This is a genomic window from Pseudomonas sp. KCJK9058, assembly GCF_046230975.1.
In the GTDB taxonomy this organism is placed as follows: Bacteria; Pseudomonadota; Gammaproteobacteria; order Pseudomonadales; family Pseudomonadaceae; genus Aquipseudomonas; species Aquipseudomonas alloputida.
The window spans coordinates 163,050-181,248 of the sequence record NZ_JBJJLR010000003.1; the positions used below are offsets into that span (position 1 = coordinate 163,050).

At 62.5% G+C, this 18,199-nt stretch carries 20 protein-coding genes; 5 read left to right on the forward strand and 15 right to left on the reverse strand.

Annotation, left to right across the window (positions count from 1 at the left end):
* Positions 1 to 26: 26 nt before the first annotated feature.
* The 5 genes from ACK59Z_RS03805 to colR all read right to left on the reverse strand — a co-directional run bounded on the left by ACK59Z_RS03805 (position 27) and on the right by colR (position 3,736).
* Positions 27 to 260 carry a hypothetical protein gene (locus tag ACK59Z_RS03805; protein ID WP_003255207.1) on the reverse strand — a complete coding sequence of 78 codons (234 nt, stop codon included), beginning with the start codon at positions 258 to 260 and terminating at the stop codon, positions 27 to 29.
* Positions 260 to 958 carry a lipopolysaccharide kinase InaA family protein gene (locus ACK59Z_RS03810; RefSeq protein WP_004574440.1) on the reverse strand — a complete coding sequence of 233 codons (699 nt, stop codon included), beginning with the start codon at positions 956 to 958 and terminating at the stop codon, positions 260 to 262. Before ACK59Z_RS03810 ends, ACK59Z_RS03805 begins: the two co-directional genes overlap by 1 nt.
* A 6-nt stretch (positions 959 to 964) precedes the next feature.
* Positions 965 to 1,645, reverse strand: coding sequence for a class I SAM-dependent methyltransferase (locus tag ACK59Z_RS03815; RefSeq protein WP_010952107.1), 681 nt, complete (start codon positions 1,643 to 1,645; stop codon positions 965 to 967).
* Between the two features lie 107 nt (positions 1,646 to 1,752).
* On the reverse strand, positions 1,753 to 3,063 hold the full coding sequence (locus ACK59Z_RS03820; protein WP_003255212.1) for a HAMP domain-containing sensor histidine kinase: 1,311 nt from the start codon (positions 3,061 to 3,063) through the stop codon (positions 1,753 to 1,755).
* Entirely contained in the window at positions 3,053 to 3,736 is a 684-nt protein-coding gene (gene colR / locus ACK59Z_RS03825; protein ID WP_003255215.1) for a two-component system response regulator ColR, read from the reverse strand. The genes ACK59Z_RS03820 and colR overlap by 11 nt, the downstream gene beginning before the upstream one ends.
* A gap of 183 nt (positions 3,737 to 3,919) precedes the next feature.
* On the opposite strand from colR, the gene ACK59Z_RS03830 reads away from it, so the two are divergent.
* On the forward strand, positions 3,920 to 4,648 hold the full coding sequence (locus ACK59Z_RS03830) for a phosphatase PAP2 family protein (protein WP_012051287.1): 729 nt from the start codon (positions 3,920 to 3,922) through the stop codon (positions 4,646 to 4,648).
* A gap of 42 nt (positions 4,649 to 4,690) precedes the next feature.
* Here the strand turns inward: ACK59Z_RS03830 and ACK59Z_RS03835 are convergent, their stop codons facing one another.
* Positions 4,691 to 5,611 (reverse strand): iron-sulfur-binding ferredoxin reductase, encoded by a 921-nt coding sequence (locus tag ACK59Z_RS03835; protein ID WP_108192175.1) that lies wholly within the window; start codon positions 5,609 to 5,611, stop codon positions 4,691 to 4,693.
* 249 nt (positions 5,612 to 5,860) lie between these two features.
* Here ACK59Z_RS03835 and ACK59Z_RS03840 point away from each other — a divergent pair, with 249 nt between their 5' ends.
* Entirely contained in the window at positions 5,861 to 7,384 is a 1,524-nt protein-coding gene (locus ACK59Z_RS03840) for a fumarate hydratase (protein ID WP_003255232.1), read from the forward strand.
* A gap of 118 nt (positions 7,385 to 7,502) precedes the next feature.
* On the opposite strand, the gene ACK59Z_RS03845 is transcribed toward ACK59Z_RS03840, so the two are convergent.
* Both ACK59Z_RS03845 and ACK59Z_RS03850 read right to left on the reverse strand, forming a co-directional pair.
* Positions 7,503 to 8,375: a carbon-nitrogen hydrolase family protein gene (locus ACK59Z_RS03845; RefSeq protein ID WP_108192176.1), complete on the reverse strand. Its 873-nt coding sequence runs from the start codon at positions 8,373 to 8,375 to the stop codon at positions 7,503 to 7,505.
* On the reverse strand, positions 8,372 to 8,962 hold the full coding sequence (locus tag ACK59Z_RS03850) for a GNAT family N-acetyltransferase (protein WP_003255235.1): 591 nt from the start codon (positions 8,960 to 8,962) through the stop codon (positions 8,372 to 8,374). The genes ACK59Z_RS03845 and ACK59Z_RS03850 overlap by 4 nt, the downstream gene beginning before the upstream one ends.
* A 115-nt stretch (positions 8,963 to 9,077) precedes the next feature.
* On the opposite strand from ACK59Z_RS03850, the gene ACK59Z_RS03855 reads away from it, so the two are divergent.
* Positions 9,078 to 9,476, forward strand: a complete 399-nt coding sequence (locus ACK59Z_RS03855) for a nuclear transport factor 2 family protein (RefSeq protein WP_003255237.1) — start codon at positions 9,078 to 9,080, stop codon at positions 9,474 to 9,476.
* A 30-nt stretch (positions 9,477 to 9,506) separates the two neighbouring features.
* Here ACK59Z_RS03855 and ACK59Z_RS03860 read toward each other — a convergent pair whose 3' ends face one another.
* The 7 genes from ACK59Z_RS03860 to ACK59Z_RS03890 form a co-directional block, all read right to left on the reverse strand.
* Positions 9,507 to 10,085, reverse strand: coding sequence for a DJ-1/PfpI family protein (locus tag ACK59Z_RS03860; RefSeq protein ID WP_003255238.1), 579 nt, complete (start codon positions 10,083 to 10,085; stop codon positions 9,507 to 9,509).
* 51 nt (positions 10,086 to 10,136) lie between these two features.
* Positions 10,137 to 11,294 (reverse strand): phospholipase D-like domain-containing protein, encoded by a 1,158-nt coding sequence (locus tag ACK59Z_RS03865; protein ID WP_409292436.1) that lies wholly within the window; start codon positions 11,292 to 11,294, stop codon positions 10,137 to 10,139.
* Between the two features lies 1 nt (position 11,295).
* Entirely contained in the window at positions 11,296 to 11,877 is a 582-nt protein-coding gene (locus ACK59Z_RS03870) for a YceI family protein (protein ID WP_019750533.1), read from the reverse strand.
* Positions 11,878 to 11,921: 44 nt separating this feature from the next.
* A complete protein-coding gene (locus ACK59Z_RS03875) occupies positions 11,922 to 12,218 on the reverse strand; it encodes a hypothetical protein (RefSeq protein ID WP_012051281.1) in 297 nt (98 codons plus the stop codon).
* On the reverse strand, positions 12,215 to 13,294 hold the full coding sequence (locus ACK59Z_RS03880; RefSeq protein WP_108192177.1) for a serine hydrolase: 1,080 nt from the start codon (positions 13,292 to 13,294) through the stop codon (positions 12,215 to 12,217). Before ACK59Z_RS03880 ends, ACK59Z_RS03875 begins: the two co-directional genes overlap by 4 nt.
* A gap of 108 nt (positions 13,295 to 13,402) precedes the next feature.
* The gene (locus ACK59Z_RS03885; protein WP_003255244.1) at positions 13,403 to 13,963 is read right to left on the reverse strand and encodes a response regulator transcription factor; all 561 of its coding nucleotides are present in this window, start codon (positions 13,961 to 13,963) and stop codon (positions 13,403 to 13,405) included.
* Complete coding sequence (locus ACK59Z_RS03890) at positions 13,963 to 15,219, reverse strand: ATP-binding protein (RefSeq protein ID WP_014589781.1); 1,257 nt, start codon at positions 15,217 to 15,219, stop codon at positions 13,963 to 13,965. Before ACK59Z_RS03890 ends, ACK59Z_RS03885 begins: the two co-directional genes overlap by 1 nt.
* A 202-nt stretch (positions 15,220 to 15,421) precedes the next feature.
* Here ACK59Z_RS03890 and ACK59Z_RS03895 point away from each other — a divergent pair, with 202 nt between their 5' ends.
* Together ACK59Z_RS03895 and ACK59Z_RS03900 are read left to right on the forward strand one after the other, a co-directional pair.
* On the forward strand, positions 15,422 to 16,138 hold the full coding sequence (locus ACK59Z_RS03895; protein ID WP_003255248.1) for an SIMPL domain-containing protein: 717 nt from the start codon (positions 15,422 to 15,424) through the stop codon (positions 16,136 to 16,138).
* A 380-nt stretch (positions 16,139 to 16,518) separates the two neighbouring features.
* A complete protein-coding gene (locus ACK59Z_RS03900; RefSeq protein WP_012051277.1) occupies positions 16,519 to 18,144 on the forward strand; it encodes an ABC transporter substrate-binding protein in 1,626 nt (541 codons plus the stop codon).
* Positions 18,145 to 18,199: the final 55 nt, after the last annotated feature.

Consider the following 18,199-nt stretch of genomic DNA (forward strand, 5'->3'; position numbering starts at 1 on the left):
TCTGGCTTTTTCAGCTAACGCAGGGTTCATCCAAATGGCCGCAACCCTTGACGCAGGCCAAACAGGAACAGCAAAAGGTCCTGGTCCGGCTCGCTCTGGGCCTGCTGCTGCGGTTTTGCATCCCGCGGCAACGCGCACTGGTCTGCCATCTCAGCCTTGCTGAACACGGTCGGCCTCGGCTCTTCCCAGGCAGCCACCGCCACGGTGGTCACCGCCAGGCCCGCTACCAGGAACAAAGCTCGAGCAATTTCTAGTTTCATTACTCTAACCCTTTGACAGCGCTGCCAAACGCCATCTTGTAAAAGTAGAGCAGTGTCTGCCATTCCGCGTCATTGAGCGACGAATGGCGGCGTAGCTGACGCAGGTCATTGCCGGCCGCACGCTGGCAGCTGATACGCCGCCTGCACTTTTCCAGGTCCAGCAGCGCCACTTCGACGCGGGCCTGCTCGCCCTCGCCGATTACCTTGATAAATACGTGCTTGCCATACAGGCAGCCGTGCTGCCAGTGCCCCAGGTGCATCCGCGCCAGGTTGTCCGCCAGGTCCTTGAGCATGCGCTCATGCACCACCTGCGGGTAACGCTCGCGGGCACCTTCGGCATGCCAGGTGTCGAGTTCGACAAAACCGTCCAGCGCTTCGCTGACCAGCAGCGCGCGCCACTGGTGCTCGGCATCACGCTGTGCGCCACAGAAGACGATGCGCGGTACACGCACGCCCAACTGCTCGAAACTGTTCAGCGCATCGAGTTCACGCAACACGGTCGGCCGACCAAAAGGGTGCAACAGGCTGCGGTAGATATGCCCGACCTGGCGTTTGGCATACAGCAGCTTGCCATCGGCATCGTTAAGGCGTTGCACGCCACTCTCGCCGCCGCGACGCTGGTTAGGCTCCTCGACCCACTCGCCTTGCTGGCGCCAGTAAAAATCGAACTGCGCTTCCCCTTTATGGGCTACAGCCATCAAACACTACCCCTTACGCAATACATAGACCCGCCACATGGCATAGAACGGCAAAAAGTCCAGGCGTTCCTGGATTCTGAAGCCGGCGGCCCTGAATTCTTCTTCAACCGTTTCGGCAGGTAACACGAAACGGTTCTGGTAATTATCCTGTTCGGCCTTGGCGCTACGGCGCTGCTCCAGCTTTTTCCGGCGCCAGGCCTTGAAGTTGCCATCCACCCACAGTGACAGGATCACGCTATCACGGCTAACCCGTTGAAATTCCGAAAGAATGGTCTTTCTGTGCGCCGACTCGCCAATGTGATGGAACAGGCGCATGCAGAAAATGCTGTCCACGGCGTTATCTGGCAGGTCGATGGCAAATGCCGAAGTCTGCAAAGGCCGTACCCGTGCCACCACTTCTGGCGGTTGCGCCGCACAGGCGGTCTCGATCATGGCCTCGGAGTTGTCGGCACCGATGATTACCCGATTGGGCTTTTCCGCCAACAGCGGCCAGAAACGGCCCGCTCCGCATGGCAGGTCCAGTACCAAACCAGGCTCGCCCGCCAATGCCAGGGCGCGGCGCGCCAACTGCTCATCTCGCTTGTGGGAAAGGCGTCGCGCCAGGCCGTCCTGGTGCTTGAGAAAGTACTCGCGCGCATGGTCTTTGTCGTACTTCTCGGAAAATTCAAGCTTGATGGGGCTACGCATTGGACATCTCCTGACTCCATTGCGCCCACATTAGGTATGCAAGCGTTGGAATCAGGTCATGCCAATGTGAAAAAAACGTTGAACACCATTTGACCTGATACAAGAAATTATTCGGCCAGGGCGTCCGGGTCGCCTTTGGCCACGGTGTTGCTCAGGTCCACCTGGAAGCGGCAGCCATGCGGCAAGGTGGATGTCAGGGTGACACGCCAACCCTGGTCGTCACAGATCCGCTGCACCAGCGAAAGCCCTAGCCCCAGGCCCTCGCCACGCCGTTCATCGCCGCGCACGAACGGCCTGAACATGGCCTCACGCTGCTCTTCGGGGATACCCACGCCGCTGTCCTCTACGCTGAAACCGTTGGCTTCCAGGCTCAGGCGGATATACCCACTGTCGGTGTAGTGCGCCGCATTGCGCAGCAGGTTGCCCATCACCGACTGCAGGAAGGTGGCGTTGTACAGCACAGGGCTAGCGCTCACGCGGCCATCGAAATACAGGGTGAGGCCTTTCTGTTCGATGGTGTCGCGCCACACCCCGATGAGCTCGTCGGCCACTTCGCGCAGGGTCGCCCGTGACGCCACTGCCCCCTCATCACGCTGCGCGCGGGCCAACATGAGGAAGGTCTTGACCAGCTCGCGCATTTCTTCGGTGGCCCGCGCCACGCGCTCCACCTGGCTACGCGCACGGGCATCGAGGCCGGGGTTTTCCATCAGAAGCTCACACGAGGTCGCCAACACCATCAAAGGCGTGCGCAGCTCGTGGCTGACGTCGCTGGTGAACAGCCGCTCGCGGGTCAGCGCATCACGCAGGCGGCCCAGGGTGTCGTCGAAAGCCACTGCAAGCTGGCCGACTTCGTCTGCCGCATAATCCGGAGCCAGCGGCGGGGCCAGGCCCAGTAGTTGATCGCGGTGTCGCACCTGACGCGCCAGGCGGATGACCGGTGCCATTACCCGACGTGCAACCAGCCAGCCAAGGATGACCGCCAACACCAGGCTGAGCACAAAGCCCACCACAACCACGGCAAACAGTACGCGCTCGCGCTCCTCGAAGTCGCTCTGGTCCTGCAGCAGTACATAGCGGCGACCATCAACAATCTCGACCATGGCGTGGTAGGACAGCTGGTCTCGGAACACTTCGTGGAAACCGCGGTCGAGGTGCCGCAGGTCCTTGGGCAGCTCGAAGTCGTCACGCCCGCCACTGAAATAGAACAGCTGGTCTGGGCGAGGCCGATGACTCCAGTCACTGACGCTGTCCATACGCAACAGACGCTGCAGGTCACCGCCCAGTACCGAGGAAATCAGTCGCTCTTCGACCAGGTGCACCGTGCCGACGATACCGAATGCGAAGGCCCCGGCCACCAGCGCGCTCATCAGGGCAAAAGCGATGATGATGCGCTGGGCAAGACTTTGCTTAAACTCCATCGCGGCCCTCGGCGAGGCGATAGCCGACGCCATGGACGGTATGCAGCAACGGTTTTTCAAACGGTTTGTCGATCACCTGGCGCAGCTGATGCACATGGCTGCGCAGGCTGTCGCTATCGGGGCAGTCATCGCCCCACAAGGCTTCTTCCAGCACCTCGCGGCGCAGTACGTGCGGGCTTTTCTGCATCAGTACCGCCAGCAGCTTTAGGCCGACCGGGTTAAGCTTCAGCAGGCGCCCCTGGCGGGTTACCTCAAGGGTATCGAGGTCGTAGCTCAGGTCAGCCACCTGCAGGGTGCGGCGCCCACCGCCCTGGGCACGGCGCAGCACCGCTTCGATGCGCGCCGCCAGCTCCGACAGGGCAAATGGCTTGAGCAGGTAGTCGTCAGCCCCAGAGCGGAAGCCCTGCAGGCGGTCGTCCAGCTGGTCACGGGCAGTGAGCATGATCACCGGCGTGTCACGGCGGGCATCTTCGCGCAAGCGCTTGCACAGGGTGTAGCCATCGATGCCTGGCAGCATGATGTCGAGTACGATCAGGTCGTAGTGTTCGGTGGCGGCCAAATGCAGCCCGGACAGGCCATCCTGGGCACAGTCGACGGTGTAGCCTTTCATGCCCAGGTAATCGGCCAGGTTGGCCAGGATATCGCGGTTGTCTTCAACCAAAAGAATGCGCATCGGTTTCTCCTGTGCGGCGCTCTTCGCTGTGGTGCGCGGCAGGCGCAGCTTAAGGCCTATGCCTGCACGGTGCCAGCCCTGGGGAAAATTCACCGCACTTGACGGTTTTTTCACTGATCCTTCACGGACACAGGATAGCGGGCGGCCGACAATACCCGATCTTTTTCGCGCCCTGGAGCCGTCATGCAGCAACGCACCTCCCCTCGCCCGATCAACTATTGGCTGTACCTGGGAATTCCCCTGGCGACTGCGCTGGCCTTGATCCTGCTGGAGCTGACTTCAGTCGACATGGATGTCGCCAACCTGTTCTTCGACCCCGCTGCCGGGCAGTTCATTGGCCGCCACAGTTACCTGCTGGAAAACATCCTGCATGACCGGGTCAAGCAAGTGGTGATCCTGTTGGGGGTGATATCGCTGCTGACCTTTGCCGCGAGCTTTTTCTGGAAGCGCCTGTTTGGCTGGCGCCGTGAACTGGGCTGCCTGGCGCTGGCACTGGGCTTGTCCACGGCGTTTGTCACACCGCTGAAAAAAGTCACCCAGGTGCAGTGCCCTTGGAGCCTGACCCAGTTTGGCGGCACCGAAACCTACAGCAAGCTGCTGGAACCACGGCCGCCTACCGACAAGCCTGGCCTGTGCTGGCCGGGCGGGCATGCAGCGACCGGTTTCTGCCTGTTCGCCTTGTTCTTCATGCTGCGTGATCGCAAGCCGCGCCTGGCGCGGGTGGCATTTGTAGTGGCCTTGATAGCAGGGTCGGTACTGTCGGTGGGCAGGATGATGCAGGGGGCGCACTTCCTGTCGCACAATATGTGGACGGCAGTGTTCTGCTGGTTGATCGGATTGGGGTCGTATTACCTGGTTCTCTATCGGCGGGGGCTGGCCGAGGTACCCGTCGCCGAGCGCAGCGCCGCATGAAAGAGGGGCCGCTTTGCGGCCCTTCGCACTTCAAGGCGACCCTCAGGCATGCTCGACGAACACATCAGCAAACACCTGCCCCCGCGGTACCCCTGCCATGAACATCCGCCGGGCAAACCGCTCGACACTCGCCGGTGCCCCACACAGCAGCGCCACCGTCTGGCGCGACAACAGCCGCATCCCAGCCAACGCTTCATCCACATGCTCCACCAGCACCAGCTCGACACTCACCCCGGGCAGCTTCAGCAGCTTGTCCGCCAGATAGTGCCCAGCCGGATCCCGCGCCACATGCACCACCCGGATTTCGCCCCGATGCCCCCGGCGCAACGCTTCGCGCAAGATACCCCAGAGCGGCGCCAGCCCGGTTCCCGCAGCCAGCAACCACAGCGGCCGCTCCTGCCAATCAGGGTCGTAATGAAGGGCTCCGCCTCTGAACTCCCCCAAACGCATCTGATCGCCGACCTGCAGACCACGCGCCTTGTCGCAAAAGGCACCAGGCCGCTGACAATCGATATGAAACTCGAGAAAATCGTCCTCACCCGGCAGACTGGCCAAGGAATAAGGCCGAGCAACCGCGCCTAGCCACAGCACCACGTGCTGCCCCGCCTGGTAACGCACCACCCGATCGGGGCGCAACCGCAGGCGCAATACATCGCCAAACCAGTCCAACGCACAGACCTGTGCCGGTACACCACCCAGCAAGGGGTCGTATAGCGCCACACGCAGGTCCTCGACCACCCGGCACTGGCAAGCCAGGCGCCAGCCCTGGGCGTGCTTCTCCAACGCCAATGCCTCGGGCAAAGCGTCTGCCGGTTGCCCGTCCAGGCAGTGCACCAGGCAGGCGTGGCAACTGCCGGCGCGGCAACTGTAAGGCACATTCAGCCCCGCCTCGTTGAGGGCATCGAGCAGGTTGCTGCCAATGGGCACCACCCAGCGGCGCTCGCCCACGCAAATTTCGGGCATGTTCGGTACATCTCCTGCTATCCAAGGCTCACTGTAAGCCAAGCAGCGCACACCAGCAAAATAGATGCCTACACGCTGCCGACCATGGTCCAGACCGGCCGCAGGTGTGCCGGGCACGGATGCGCGCTATACTGCCGCGCCTTTTTCCGTCGGCCTGACCTGCCGGCGCCTTGCAAGGCGCTTCGACGTGCTGGTCGGCTATGTCGAGCGTCTTTTTGAATGTTCCCGTCTTTAAGAGGAGCGCGCTGCATGACCGTGATCAAGCAAGACGACCTGATTCAGAGCGTCGCCGACGCCCTGCAATTCATCTCGTACTACCACCCCGTCGATTTCATCCAGGCCATGCACGAGGCCTATCTGCGTGAGGAATCGCCTGCTGCACGCGATTCCATCGCCCAGATCCTGATCAACTCGCGCATGTGCGCCACCGGCCATCGTCCAATCTGCCAGGACACCGGTATCGTCACCGTGTTCATCCGCGTGGGCATGGACGTGCGCTGGGACGGCGCCACCATGAGCGTCGACGACATGATCAACGAAGGTGTGCGTCGCGCCTACAACCTGCCTGAAAACGTCCTGCGCGCTTCGATCCTGGCCGACCCGGCCGGTGCCCGCAAGAACACCAAGGACAACACCCCGGCAGTGATCCACTACTCCATCGTCCCCGGCGACAAGGTGGAAGTCGATGTCGCAGCCAAGGGCGGCGGCTCGGAAAACAAGTCGAAGATGGCCATGCTCAACCCGTCCGACTCGATCGTCGACTGGGTACTGAAGACCGTGCCGACCATGGGTGCTGGCTGGTGCCCGCCTGGCATGCTCGGCATCGGCATCGGCGGTACCGCCGAGAAGGCCGCGGTCATGGCCAAGGAAGTGTTGATGGAGTCCATCGACATTCACGAACTGAAAGCCCGTGGCCCACAGAACCGCCTGGAAGAAATCCGCCTGGAGCTGTTCGACAAGGTCAACCAGCTGGGCATCGGCGCCCAGGGCCTGGGTGGCCTGACCACCGTGCTCGACGTCAAGATCATGGATTACCCGACCCACGCGGCGTCCTTGCCGGTGTGCATGATCCCCAACTGCGCCGCTACCCGCCACGCCCACTTCGTGCTTGATGGCACCGGCCCGGCAGAACTGGAAGCACCGTCGCTGGACGCCTACCCGGAAATCGTCTGGGAAGCCGGCCCAAGCGCCCGTCGCGTCAACCTCGACGACATTACACCGGAAGAAGTGGCCAGCTGGAAGCCGGGCGAAACCATCCTGCTCAACGGCAAGATGCTGACCGGCCGCGATGCCGCGCACAAGCGCATGGTTGAAATGCTCAACCGTGGTGAAGAGCTGCCGGTAGACCTGAAAGGCCGCTTCATCTACTACGTCGGCCCGGTCGACCCGGTGGGTGACGAAGTGGTAGGCCCAGCCGGCCCGACCACTGCTACCCGTATGGACAAGTTCACCCGCCAGATCCTTGAGCAGACTGGCCTGCTGGGCATGATCGGCAAGTCCGAGCGTGGCCCGACCGCCATCGAGGCGATCAAGGACAACAAGGCCGTGTACCTGATGGCTGTTGGTGGCGCTGCCTACCTGGTCGCCCAGGCCATCCGCAAGTCGAAGGTACTGGCCTTCGCCGAGCTGGGCATGGAAGCGATCTACGAGTTCGAGGTCAAGGACATGCCGGTGACCGTTGCTGTGGACAGCAACGGCGAGTCGGTACACATCACTGGCCCTGCCCTGTGGCAGAGCAAGATTGCCGAAAGCCTGGCCGTCGAAGTGAAGTAACCTGATGTAACTGCGGCGGCGGCTTCGCGGGCAAGCCCGCTCCCACACGTACAGCGCAAGCCAGAAGGCTACGCGTTACCTGTGGGGCGGCCTTGCCCGCGAAGAGGCCGCACTGTCATCACAGGACTCTTTCGAACTGCTCCGGCCAGTCCCGCCAGGTAAACACCTGCCCTTCCCGCCTCACCCGACGCACGTCCTGCAGATCTACCTCACACACCAGCCACTGGCTGCAGTCCGGGTTCAACTGCTCGCTCAACGCCACCACCCCATCCCCCGGCATCCCGTGATCCGGCGGCACGAACAAGCCTGCCCGGCCGATATTCTCGTCCAATGCCGGCGACCAGGGCGCCACCCCCACCGTAGGGCTCTGCAACACGGCAATCTGGTTCTCCAGGGCGCGCGCCTGGGCGCCAATACGCACCCGATGGTAACCGGCCTCGGTATCGGTACAACTCGGCGCCAGGATCAGGTCGGCACCACACTCGGCCAGGCGGCGGGCCAGCATCGGGAACTCGTTGTCGTAGCAGATCAGAATGCCCAAGCGCCCCAGTTCGGTTTCGAACACCTGCAGCCCCTGGCCTGCAGCGATGTCCCACTGCTCGCGCTCGAAGCGGGTCATCATCAGTTTGTCCTGATAACCCAGCACACCTTGGGGGCCGAACAGCCAGGCACGGTTGCGGTAGCGCCCATCGTTGTCCAGCACCGGCACACTGCCCGGTTGCAAGTAGATCCCCCAGCGTCGGGCAAGGCTCTCGCACAACGCTTTCCAGGGTTCGATCAGCGGCTGGATGCCGGCAATCGAAGCCTTCAGGTCTTCCCGCTGCCCGGCACTCAGCTGGCCGCTCAGCACCAGCCCGGCGTACTCCGGCAATAGCAGCAAGCGTGCCCCCGCCTCCACCGCTTCGGCGCACAGGCCTTGCAGGTGGTCGGCGTAGGCGTCCCAGGTTTCGTGCAGCTCGATGGCGTACTGGCAGGCCGCCAGGCGAATCATATCGGCAGTGCCTTGAGCCAGAATGACATCAGCTTGTCGGAGCTTTCCTGCTCGTCCAGGTCGCGCCAGGCGTAGGTGGTACGCAGCGATGGGTCGTGCAGGAAGCCGCGGTTGCGCCAGAAGCCGTGCAGGGGTTTGTATTCGGCTGGCCGGCGCGGGTGCGCACCGGGTCGCTCGACCGCGCAGAACGCGCAGTAATCGAACTCGGCCAGTTTGTGTGCGTAGGACTCGCGCTCGATGAAGAAGCGAACCCCCAGGCCCTGTCCGCGGTATGCCGGCAACACCAGCGACTCGCCGAAGTAGTACACACTGGCCGGATCGCGCCCCTGGGCCAGGAATGGCTGCTGGAATTCGGGCGCGACATCCACCAACGGCAGGCCGGTAGAGGCGCCGACCACCTTGCCGTCGTCCAGCGCCAGCACAACCAGGCTGCGCCCGGAGCGGGCGTAGTTGGCCAGGTAGTCGGCCTCGTACTCCGGGGTGCCGTCGTACAGGTAGGGGAACTCGCGGAACACAGTAAGGCGCAGGCGAGCGAGGTCATCGATGTAAGGCGCGATAGCGGCACCGTGCAACAGGCGTATTTCCATGTTTGGCGGTCGTTTTGTCGATGTGGATGACGCGCTCGGCTAAGCCGGGCTTGAGGGGAAACCCTATCATCCGAGGTAACGACCCGCCTTTTCCCTACACGACAGGAAATGTTCCATGACCGCAACCGAACTGGTAAATGCTTACTACGCCGCCTTCAACGCGGGTGACATGCCGGGCTTTCTGGCGCTGCTCAGCGAAGACGTGATCCACGACATCAATCAGGGCGAGCGTCAGATGGGCAAGGCCAGGTTCGCCGCGTTCATGGACAAGATGAACCGCTGCTACCGCGAGCGCCTGGCCGACATCGTGGTGATGCAGAACGCCGATGGCAGCCGCGCGGCGGCGGAGTTCACCGTGCATGGCCAATACCTGGCCGATGACGAAGGGCTGCCGACGGCAAACGGCCAAACCTATGTGCTGCCGGCGGGGGCGTTCTTCTATATTCACTGTGGCAAGATTGCCCGGGTGACCAACTACTACAACCTCAATGACTGGGTTGAGCAGGTTGCCTGAAGCAACCCGCTGCCCATTCAATCAAGCCTGTCAGACAATACGCGTGCCCAGCACTTGAAGGAACGCCGCCAGCCAGGCCGGGTGCGCGGGCCATGCCGGTGCGGTCACCAGGTTGCCATCCACATGCGCCTGGTCCACCGCGATGTCGATGAACGTGCCACCCGCCAGGCGCACTTCTGGCGCACATGCCGGGTACGCGCTGCACTCACGCCCCTCCAGCACCCCTGCCGCCGCCAGCAGCTGGGCACCATGGCACACCGCCGCAATCGGCTTGCCGGCCTGGTCGAACGCCCGCACCAGGTCCAACACCTTTTCATTCAGGCGCAGGTACTCCGGCGCGCGGCCACCTGGGATCAGCAGCGCGTCATAACTCTCGGGCCGCACCCGCACGAAATCATAATTCAGGGCAAAATTGTGCCCTGGCTTTTCGCTGTAGGTCTGTTCACCCTCAAAGTCATGAATCGCGGTACGCACGGTCTGCCCCGCCAGCTTTTCCGGGCACACCGCATGCACCGTGTGGCCCACCATGCTCAAGGCCTGGAACGGCACCATCGCTTCGTAATCTTCGACGTAGTCGCCCACCAGCATGAGAATTTTCTTCGCCGTCATCTCGCCCACTCCTTCGGTTAACTGTGAATAGTCACTGCACGATAGCCGCTGTCAGTCACGGCGGTCGAGGAAGTTGACCACCAACCGATCAAGCCAGCCCCAGATCCGTTGCTTCACCCTGCGCCACAAAGGGCGCGCATGCCAGTGGGCGAGGTCGACTTCTTCGCTCTGGGCGAAGTCGCGCTCGAAGCTGGCCACCACCGCCGCTGTCAACGGCGGGTCCAGCGCTTCGATGTTGGCTTCAAGGTTGAAGCGCAAGTTCCAGTGGTCGAAGTTGCACGAACCGACGCTGACCCAGTCGTCTACCACAGCCATCTTCAGGTGCAGGAAGCACGGCTGGTACTCGAAAATCCGCACGCCCGCACGCAACAGACGCGGGTAGTACCGATGCCCGGCGTAGCGTACCGAGGGGTGATCGGTGCGCGGACCGGTCAACAACAGACGCACGTCGAGCCCCTTGCTGGCGGCCCGACGCAATGAACGGCGCACGCTCCAGGTCGGCAGGAAGTACGGCGTGGCCAGCCACACCCGTTTCTTTCCGCTGTTCAGCGCCCGTACCAGCGCGTGAAGGATGTCCTGGTGCTGGCGGGCGTCGGCATAAGCGACCCGGCCCATGCCCTGCCCCTGCGCAGGCACCTTGGGCAGACGCGGCAGACCAAAGCCTTCAGCAGGGCGCCAGGCGGTGCGGCGGTTGTTGGCTTGCCACTGACGGTCAAACAGCAACTGCCAGTCGCTCACCACCGGCCCCTGCATCTGCACCATCACTTCGTGCCATTCGCTGGTCGCCTCACCGGGCGTCCAGAACTCGTCGGTAACGCCCGCCCCCCCCACCACGGCCCAACGTTCGTCAACCAGCAGCAATTTGCGATGATCACGGTAGAGATTACGCAGGCCACGCTTCCAGCGCAGGCGGTTATACCAGCGCAAGTACACGCCAGCGTCCAGCAGGCGCTGACGCAACGCGCTGTTGAAGGCCAATGAACCGTAGTCATCAAACAGGCACCGCACCCGTACGCCACGCCGGGCAGCCTGCTCCAGCGCGTCGACCACTGCATCGGCACAGGCCCCGGCCTCGACCAGGTACAGCTCCAGGTCAACCTGGAACTCGGCACGCATGATCGCCTGGAGCATGCGCGGAAAAAACACAGGGCCGTCGATAAGCAGTTCGAACTGATTGCCATCACGCCAGGGGAAGACCGGCCCCGCCATGTCAGCGCGCAGTGAAGATCAGCACCGCGCTAACCGGTACCGTCGGGTTGATGGACTTCAACCTGGCGAACTTGCGCAGGCTTTCCAGCCCCGGCAGCAAGCCAAAATCTTCGGCGCGCAGCACCAGAGGCTCAAGGGTCACCACCTGGAAGCGCCGCGCATCCAGGCGGGTAGCCAGCAACAGAACACTGTAACTGTGCGACTGGCCATGCAGGGTGACCGTCAGCGGCAGGCGCAATTCGATCTGTGCACCGTCGGCCAGGTCATTGATCGGCTGCAGGTCAATCTGCGCCTTCACGGTGGCCTCGGCGAAGCGCTCGACCTCGAACAGGTTGTCGCGCATTTGCTCGTCACGCAGCGGAATACCACTGCTCACCGAGTCCATCTCGATCCTCAACCCGGCCATACCCTTGCGATCGACCGTGCCATGCAACACCAGAAAGCGATGCACTTCGGCGGTGTCGCCGTTCTTGCCGGTGATGAATGACAGCCGTGAGGATTCGCCATCCAGGTGCCAATTGGCATGAGCGGGCAGGCACAAAGCCAGCAATAAGGCAGGCAGCAGACGGGGCAACTTGAACATGACAGATCTCGTGAAACCAGGCCGCCAACCTTACCCGCCTGCATTCATGGCAGCAAGCGGCAGCCCTCACGCGCGCCTTGCCAGGCCGCCTGGCTGCGTCGCCCCAGGCCTTCAGCGGTGACTCGCCGCTGCTGGCTGTTTTCCTCCAGCAGGCTCAGTGGCAGCCACTGCTTCACGTACCCTTGGCAGTACACCTTGTCGAAGCCCATGACAAAGCGGCAGGAACAGTATTCCTTGGCCGAGTAGGCCGAGAGTATGCCGGGGAAGTCCGCCAGCGCCTGGCGTTCCTGCCATGCCCAGAACAGGAGCCCTGCCAGCGCCAGCAGCAATAGCCGCTTCATGCCCCCTCCCCGGCCAGTACCGCCAGCACCCGCTTGAGCAGTTCGTCGTGTCGATAGCTGCCGTCGCGGTCATCGGCGTAGCGCACGATCACCAGCTTTTGCTCAGGCAGCACATATAACGCCTGCCCCCAGTGGCCAAGGGCGGCGAAAGTGTCTGCCGGTGCACTGGGCCAAGGCCGTTCGGCGCCAGCCAGCGGCTGGTTGAGCCACCAATGGCCACCAGGGACGGCCTCGCCAGGCAGCGCTTGGGCCAGGGCAAACGGGGTGCGGTTGAAGGCGACCCAGGCCTTGGGCAGCAATTGTCGGCCCTGCCAGCGCCCGTCGCGCTGCATCAGCAGGCCAATTCGGGCCAAATCACGGGCACTGAGGTAGAGATAGGAAGAGCCTACGTAGGTGCCTGCCCGGTCACGCTCCCACGCCGCACTGCCGATACCCAACGGGGTGAACAGTGCGTGCCAGGGGTAGTCGGGGTACTGCCCGGCATCGAGCATGCCGCGCAGCGCGGCGGCCAGCAGGTTGCTGTCGCCGCTGGAGTAGAGGAATCGCTGACCGGGGCTGGCGGCAACACCCTGCGCCGCCGCGTAGGCAGCCATGTCTGCGCGGCCACGGGTATACAGCATGGCCACCACCGAGGACTTCAGCGGCGCGTATTCGTAGTCTTCCTGCCACTCGAGGCCACTGGCCCAGTGCAGCAGGTCGGCCACGCGCACGCCTGGGTGGGCGCGCATGGGTGGATAGAAGCGGCTGACCGGGTCTTGCAGCTGGAAGCGGCCTTCGCCCTGGGCCACGCCCATTATCGTGGCCAGTACGCTCTTGCTTACCGACCAGGTCAGGTGCGCGGTGGCGGCACGGGTGGGCGCGGTGTAGCGCTCGTGGAGGATACGCCCGTCGCGGATGATCAGCAGAGCGTCCGTGCGGATGCCGCTGCGCTCCGAGGGGTAGCGTGCAGGAAAGGCGTAAGCGTCGACGGCCTGCCAGTCGAGGGTGGCGGGGTCGTTCTGCCACTGCGGGTCAGGCCAGTCCTCCGCCTTGGCGCTACCTGCAACCAGCGCAAGGATGACCAACAGTACCTTCATCGTGCTCGCCTTGATGGGGGCTGCTTTGCAGCCCTTCGCGGGCAAGCCCGCGCTCACAGTTGCAGGAGCGGATGCCCCTGCGAACAGGCCAACATCATCAATACAGAATCAGCGCCGAACCGGCCGCTTCTGCAGCTTGCGCTGCAACGTCCGTCGGTGCATGCCCAGCGCCCGCGCGGTAGCCGAGATATTACCTTCATGCTCGTTCAGCACGCGCTGGATGTGTTCCCACTGCAGGCGATCGACCGACATCGGGTTTTCCGGCACCAGGGTATCCAGGTCGGTGTGCTCCGACAGCAGTGCTGCCAACACATCATCGGCGTCAGCCGGCTTGCACAGGTAGTTGCAGGCACCGCGCTTGACCGCCTCCACTGCGGTGGCAATGCTCGAGTACCCGGTCAGGATCACCACGCGCATTTCCGGGTCCAGTTCCAGCAGCTTGGGCAGCAGCACCAGGCCGGAGTCGCCATCCATCTTCAGGTCCAGCGTGGCGTAGTCCGGCAGGTCCTGCTGGGCCAGAATCAAGCCTTCTTCGGCAGAACTGGCAGTGCTCACACGGAAACCGCGACGGCTCATGGCCCGGGCCATGACCCGGGTGAAGGTGGCATCGTCATCCACCAGCAGCAGGTGCGGCAGCTCTTCGCTTTCGACCTGGTTTTCTTCGCTCATCATTCATCTCCTCGCTTGCCATAGGGCAGGCGCAGTTCGGTCAGGGTGCCACCCTGTTCATGACTATAGAGTTTCACCGAGCCGCCCGCACGGGTCACGCTGGCCTTGCTCAAGAACAGGCCCAGGCCGAAGCCTTTGCCCTTGGTGGTAATAAAAGGTTTGCCAATGGCTTCGGCAATGGCTGGCGGTACACCAGGACCATGGTCGTGGATACTGATGACGATGTCCTGGGCGTCCCAGTCCAGGCGAACCTCCAGATCATCAGGGCAGGCATCGGCGGCATTGTTCAACAGATTCAGTAACGCCTGGGTCAGGTCTGGCGGCGGCGCCAGACGCGGAACCTTGCCGTCACGCAGGCGCTGGAAGCGGTAGCTGGCTTCCGGGCGCATCAGGTGCCAGCGGTTGAGCGCCTCGTCCAGCCAGGCGGTCACATCCTGCTCCACGATGGCCAGGCGCCGGTTGGCTTCGGCTGCGCGCACCAGCTGTTGCAAGGTCTCTTTGCACAGCTTTACCTGGTCCTGGAGGATCTGCAGGTCCTCCTGCAACAGCGGGTCGGTGTGGTCCTGGCGCATTTCGTTGATCAGCACGCTCATGGTCGCCAGCGGCGTACCCAGTTCATGGGCGGCACCGGCGGCCTGGGTAGCCACAGCCAGCAGTTGCTCGTCGCGCAGGCTTTCTTCACGCCGCTCTGAACGCAGCTGCTCCTGCCGGCGCAGCTCTTCGGCCATGCGCGCGGCAAAGAAGGTGATCACAGCCGCCGCCAGGGCAATGCTCAGCCACATGCCGTAGACCTGCATCTTGTCCCGCGCCATCGGCAGCCCTTCGAGCGGGTAGAACTGCACCAGCAGCAAGCTGTAGGCCGTCAGCGCAATGCCCGACAGGATCAGCGAATACAGCCACGGCAAGGTCACCGCGGCAATCGCCAGCGGCACCAGGTAATACGACACGAACGGGTTGGTCGAGCCGCCGGAGTAATACAGCAAGGCACTGTGGATCAGCAGGTCACAGGCCAGCTGCAGGGCGTACTCCATTTCGGTGACGGGCAGCGACAGCCGCAGGCGCAGGGCCGTGAAGGCACACAGCAACGAAGACAAGGCCAAGGTGCCGGCCAGTGACAGCCAGGGCAACGGCAGCAGTTCGGTCCAGTAGGCAACGCCCACCGAGCCGGCCTGGGCAGCCAGGACCAGGACCCGAATGACGGTCAGGCGCCAGAGGTTCTGGCGGGTAGCGGACAACGGTTGTACGGCGGCGAGCATGAGCTCTCCTGATGAGTGCTCCAGAAAAATCGGCTGGAGTATACCGAAGCCTGGCGCCTCGCTGCAGCGATGCGGCAAAGCGCCACACTTTGTCACAGGTTCATGATGGCACTTTTGAACCCACTACACTGTTGCCGGTCTTATGGGCCATGCGTGGAATGGATGACCAGCCCCCACGCCTTTAAATGCCAAGGAGTACCACATGCAAATCCCACGTCGCGGCGCTGCCCTGATCATGTCTTGCGGCCTGCTCGCCAGCCTGCCGGCACTGGCCGCCGATGAACCGCGTTTCAACCAGGTATCGCTGCGTGCCGAAGTCAGCAAGGAAGTGGCGCGCGACCTGATGGTCGTGACCCTGTACAGCGAAGCGCAGAACAGCGACCCGGGCAAGCTCGCCAAGCAGATTACCGAAACCATGAACAAGGCCGTGCAGCAGTCACGCCAGGTCAAGGACGTGAAGATCAGCCAAGGCAGCCGCAACAGCTACCCGGTGTATGACAGCAAGGGCCAGAAAATTACCGGCTGGCGCGAACGCGCCGAACTGCGCCTTGAAAGCGCCAACTTCCCGGCCTTGTCCCAGCTTACCGCCGATTTGTTGCAAGAGCTGAAAATGGCTGGCATGGACTTCTCCATCGCCCCGGCCACGCGCAAGGCCAGCGAGGATGCTCTGCTCAAGGATGCGGTCGATGCCTTCAAGGCACGCGCGCAACTGGCGACTGAAGCGCTGGGTGGCAAAGGCTACAAAGTGGTGAGCCTGAACCTCAACAGCAGCGGCTACCCGCGCCCGTACTTGCGTAGCGCGCCGATGGCGATGAAGGCCATGGGGGCTGATGAAGCAGCACCGGCGCCAGATATCGAGGCGGGCACCAGTGAAGTGAGCATGAATGCCGATGGCCTGATCGAAGTGCAGATGCCATAAGGCGTCCACGCATCATCTGTGGGAGCCCGCGAGCAAGACACGGCGGTGGATGGCACGGGCTTCGCCCGTGTTCGCGGGTAAACCCGCTCCTACAGGTGAACGCGCCATTTTCACGATTTTCAGACCTTTCTTACGCACCATCAAGGTGCGTCCTACGTTTATCCTTGCCTAGAAACATCGCGCAAAACGCCATCATTTTGCCTACGCAAACGTTTAACTTCGCCAAAAGTTATACCGATGCGACATCCATGTACGGTCGTACCACTTTTCTGACGCCAACTATCCTTGTACCTGTTGCATTGGGAACACCCCCTGCATAAGTATCCGCAGGTCGGCTCACGAGGCCACCTCATCCAAAAAATGACAACAATGAGGCCACCATGCTCAAACACGCAGTCATTCCGTTCCTGCTGGGTGCAGGCTTGCTCAGCGGCGCACCTTCGGCCGTTGCCGCATCCAACCTGGTGTTCTGCTCCGAAGGCAGCCCAGCCGGCTTCGATCCGGGGCAGTACACCACCGGGACCGACTTCGACGCCTCGGCAGAGACCGTGTTCAACCGCCTGACCCAGTTCGAGCGCGGCGGCACTGCGGTCATCCCGGGCCTGGCGACCAAATGGGAAGTGTCCGACGACGGCAAGACCTACACCTTCCACCTGCGTGAAGGGGTCAAGTTCCACACCACCGACTACTTCAAGCCCAGTCGCCCGTTCAACGCCGACGACGTGCTGTTCACCTTCAACCGCATGCTCGACAAGGACAACCCGTTCCGCAAGGCGTACCCCACCGAGTTTCCATACTTCACCGACATGGGCATGGACAAGAACATTGCCAAGGTGGAGAAGCTTGACGAGCACACGGTGAAGTTCACCCTCAACGAGGTGGACGCCGCGTTCATCCAGAACCTGGCCATGAGCTTTGCCTCGATCCAGTCCGCCGAATACGCCGACCAGTTGCTCAAGAACGGCAAGGCCGCCGACATCAACCAGAAGCCGATCGGCACCGGCCCGTTCGTGTTCAGCAAGTACCAGAAGGACGCGCAGATCCGCTTCAAGGGCAACAAGGACTACTGGAAGCCCGAGGACGTGAAGATCGACAACCTGATCTTTGCCATCACCACCGACGCCTCGGTGCGCATGCAGAAGCTTAAAAAGAACGAGTGCCAGGTCACCCTGTTCCCACGCCCGGCCGACATCGAGCCGCTAAAAGCCGACAAGAACCTGCAAATGCCGCAGCAGGCCGGCTTCAACCTCGGCTATATCGCCTACAACGTGATGGACAAGATCAAGGGCAGCAACGAGGCCAACCCCATGGCCCAGCTGAAAGTCCGACAGGCGCTGGACATGGCCGTGGACAAGAAAAAGATCATCGAGTCGGTATACCAGGGCGCCGGCCAGCTGGCGGTCAACGCCATGCCGCCCACGCAGTGGTCCTATGACGACAGCATCAAGGACGCCGCCTTCGACCCCGAGAAAGCCAAGCAACTGCTCAAGGAAGCCGGCATCAAGGAAGGCACCGAAATCACCCTGTGGGCCATGCCCGTGCAACGCCCGTACAACCCCAATGCCAAGCTGATGGCCGAAATGCTCCAGTCCGACTGGGCCAAGATCGGTATCAAGGCGAAGATCGTCAGTTATGAATGGGGCGAGTACATCAAGCGCTCCAAAGGTGGCGAACAGGGTGCCATGCTGATTGGCTGGAGCGGTGACAATGGTGACCCGGACAACTGGCTGGGTACCCTCTACGGTTGCGATGCCGTCGATGGCAACAACTTCTCCAAGTGGTGCTACAAGCCCTACGACGACCTGATCAAGCAGGCCAAGGCCACGTCCGACCAGGCCAAGCGCACCGAGCTGTACCAGAAGGCGCAGCATATCCTCAAGGAGCAGGTACCGATCACCCCGATCGCCCACTCCACTGTCTACCAGCCCATGAGCGCCAAGGTGAAGGACTTCAAGATCAGCCCGTTCGCGCTGAATTCCTTCTACGGCGTCAGCGTGGACAAATAGGCTGACTGAGGCACCCGCTGAATCGCGGGTGCCCTTCACCCCCGCCACCTCTTCA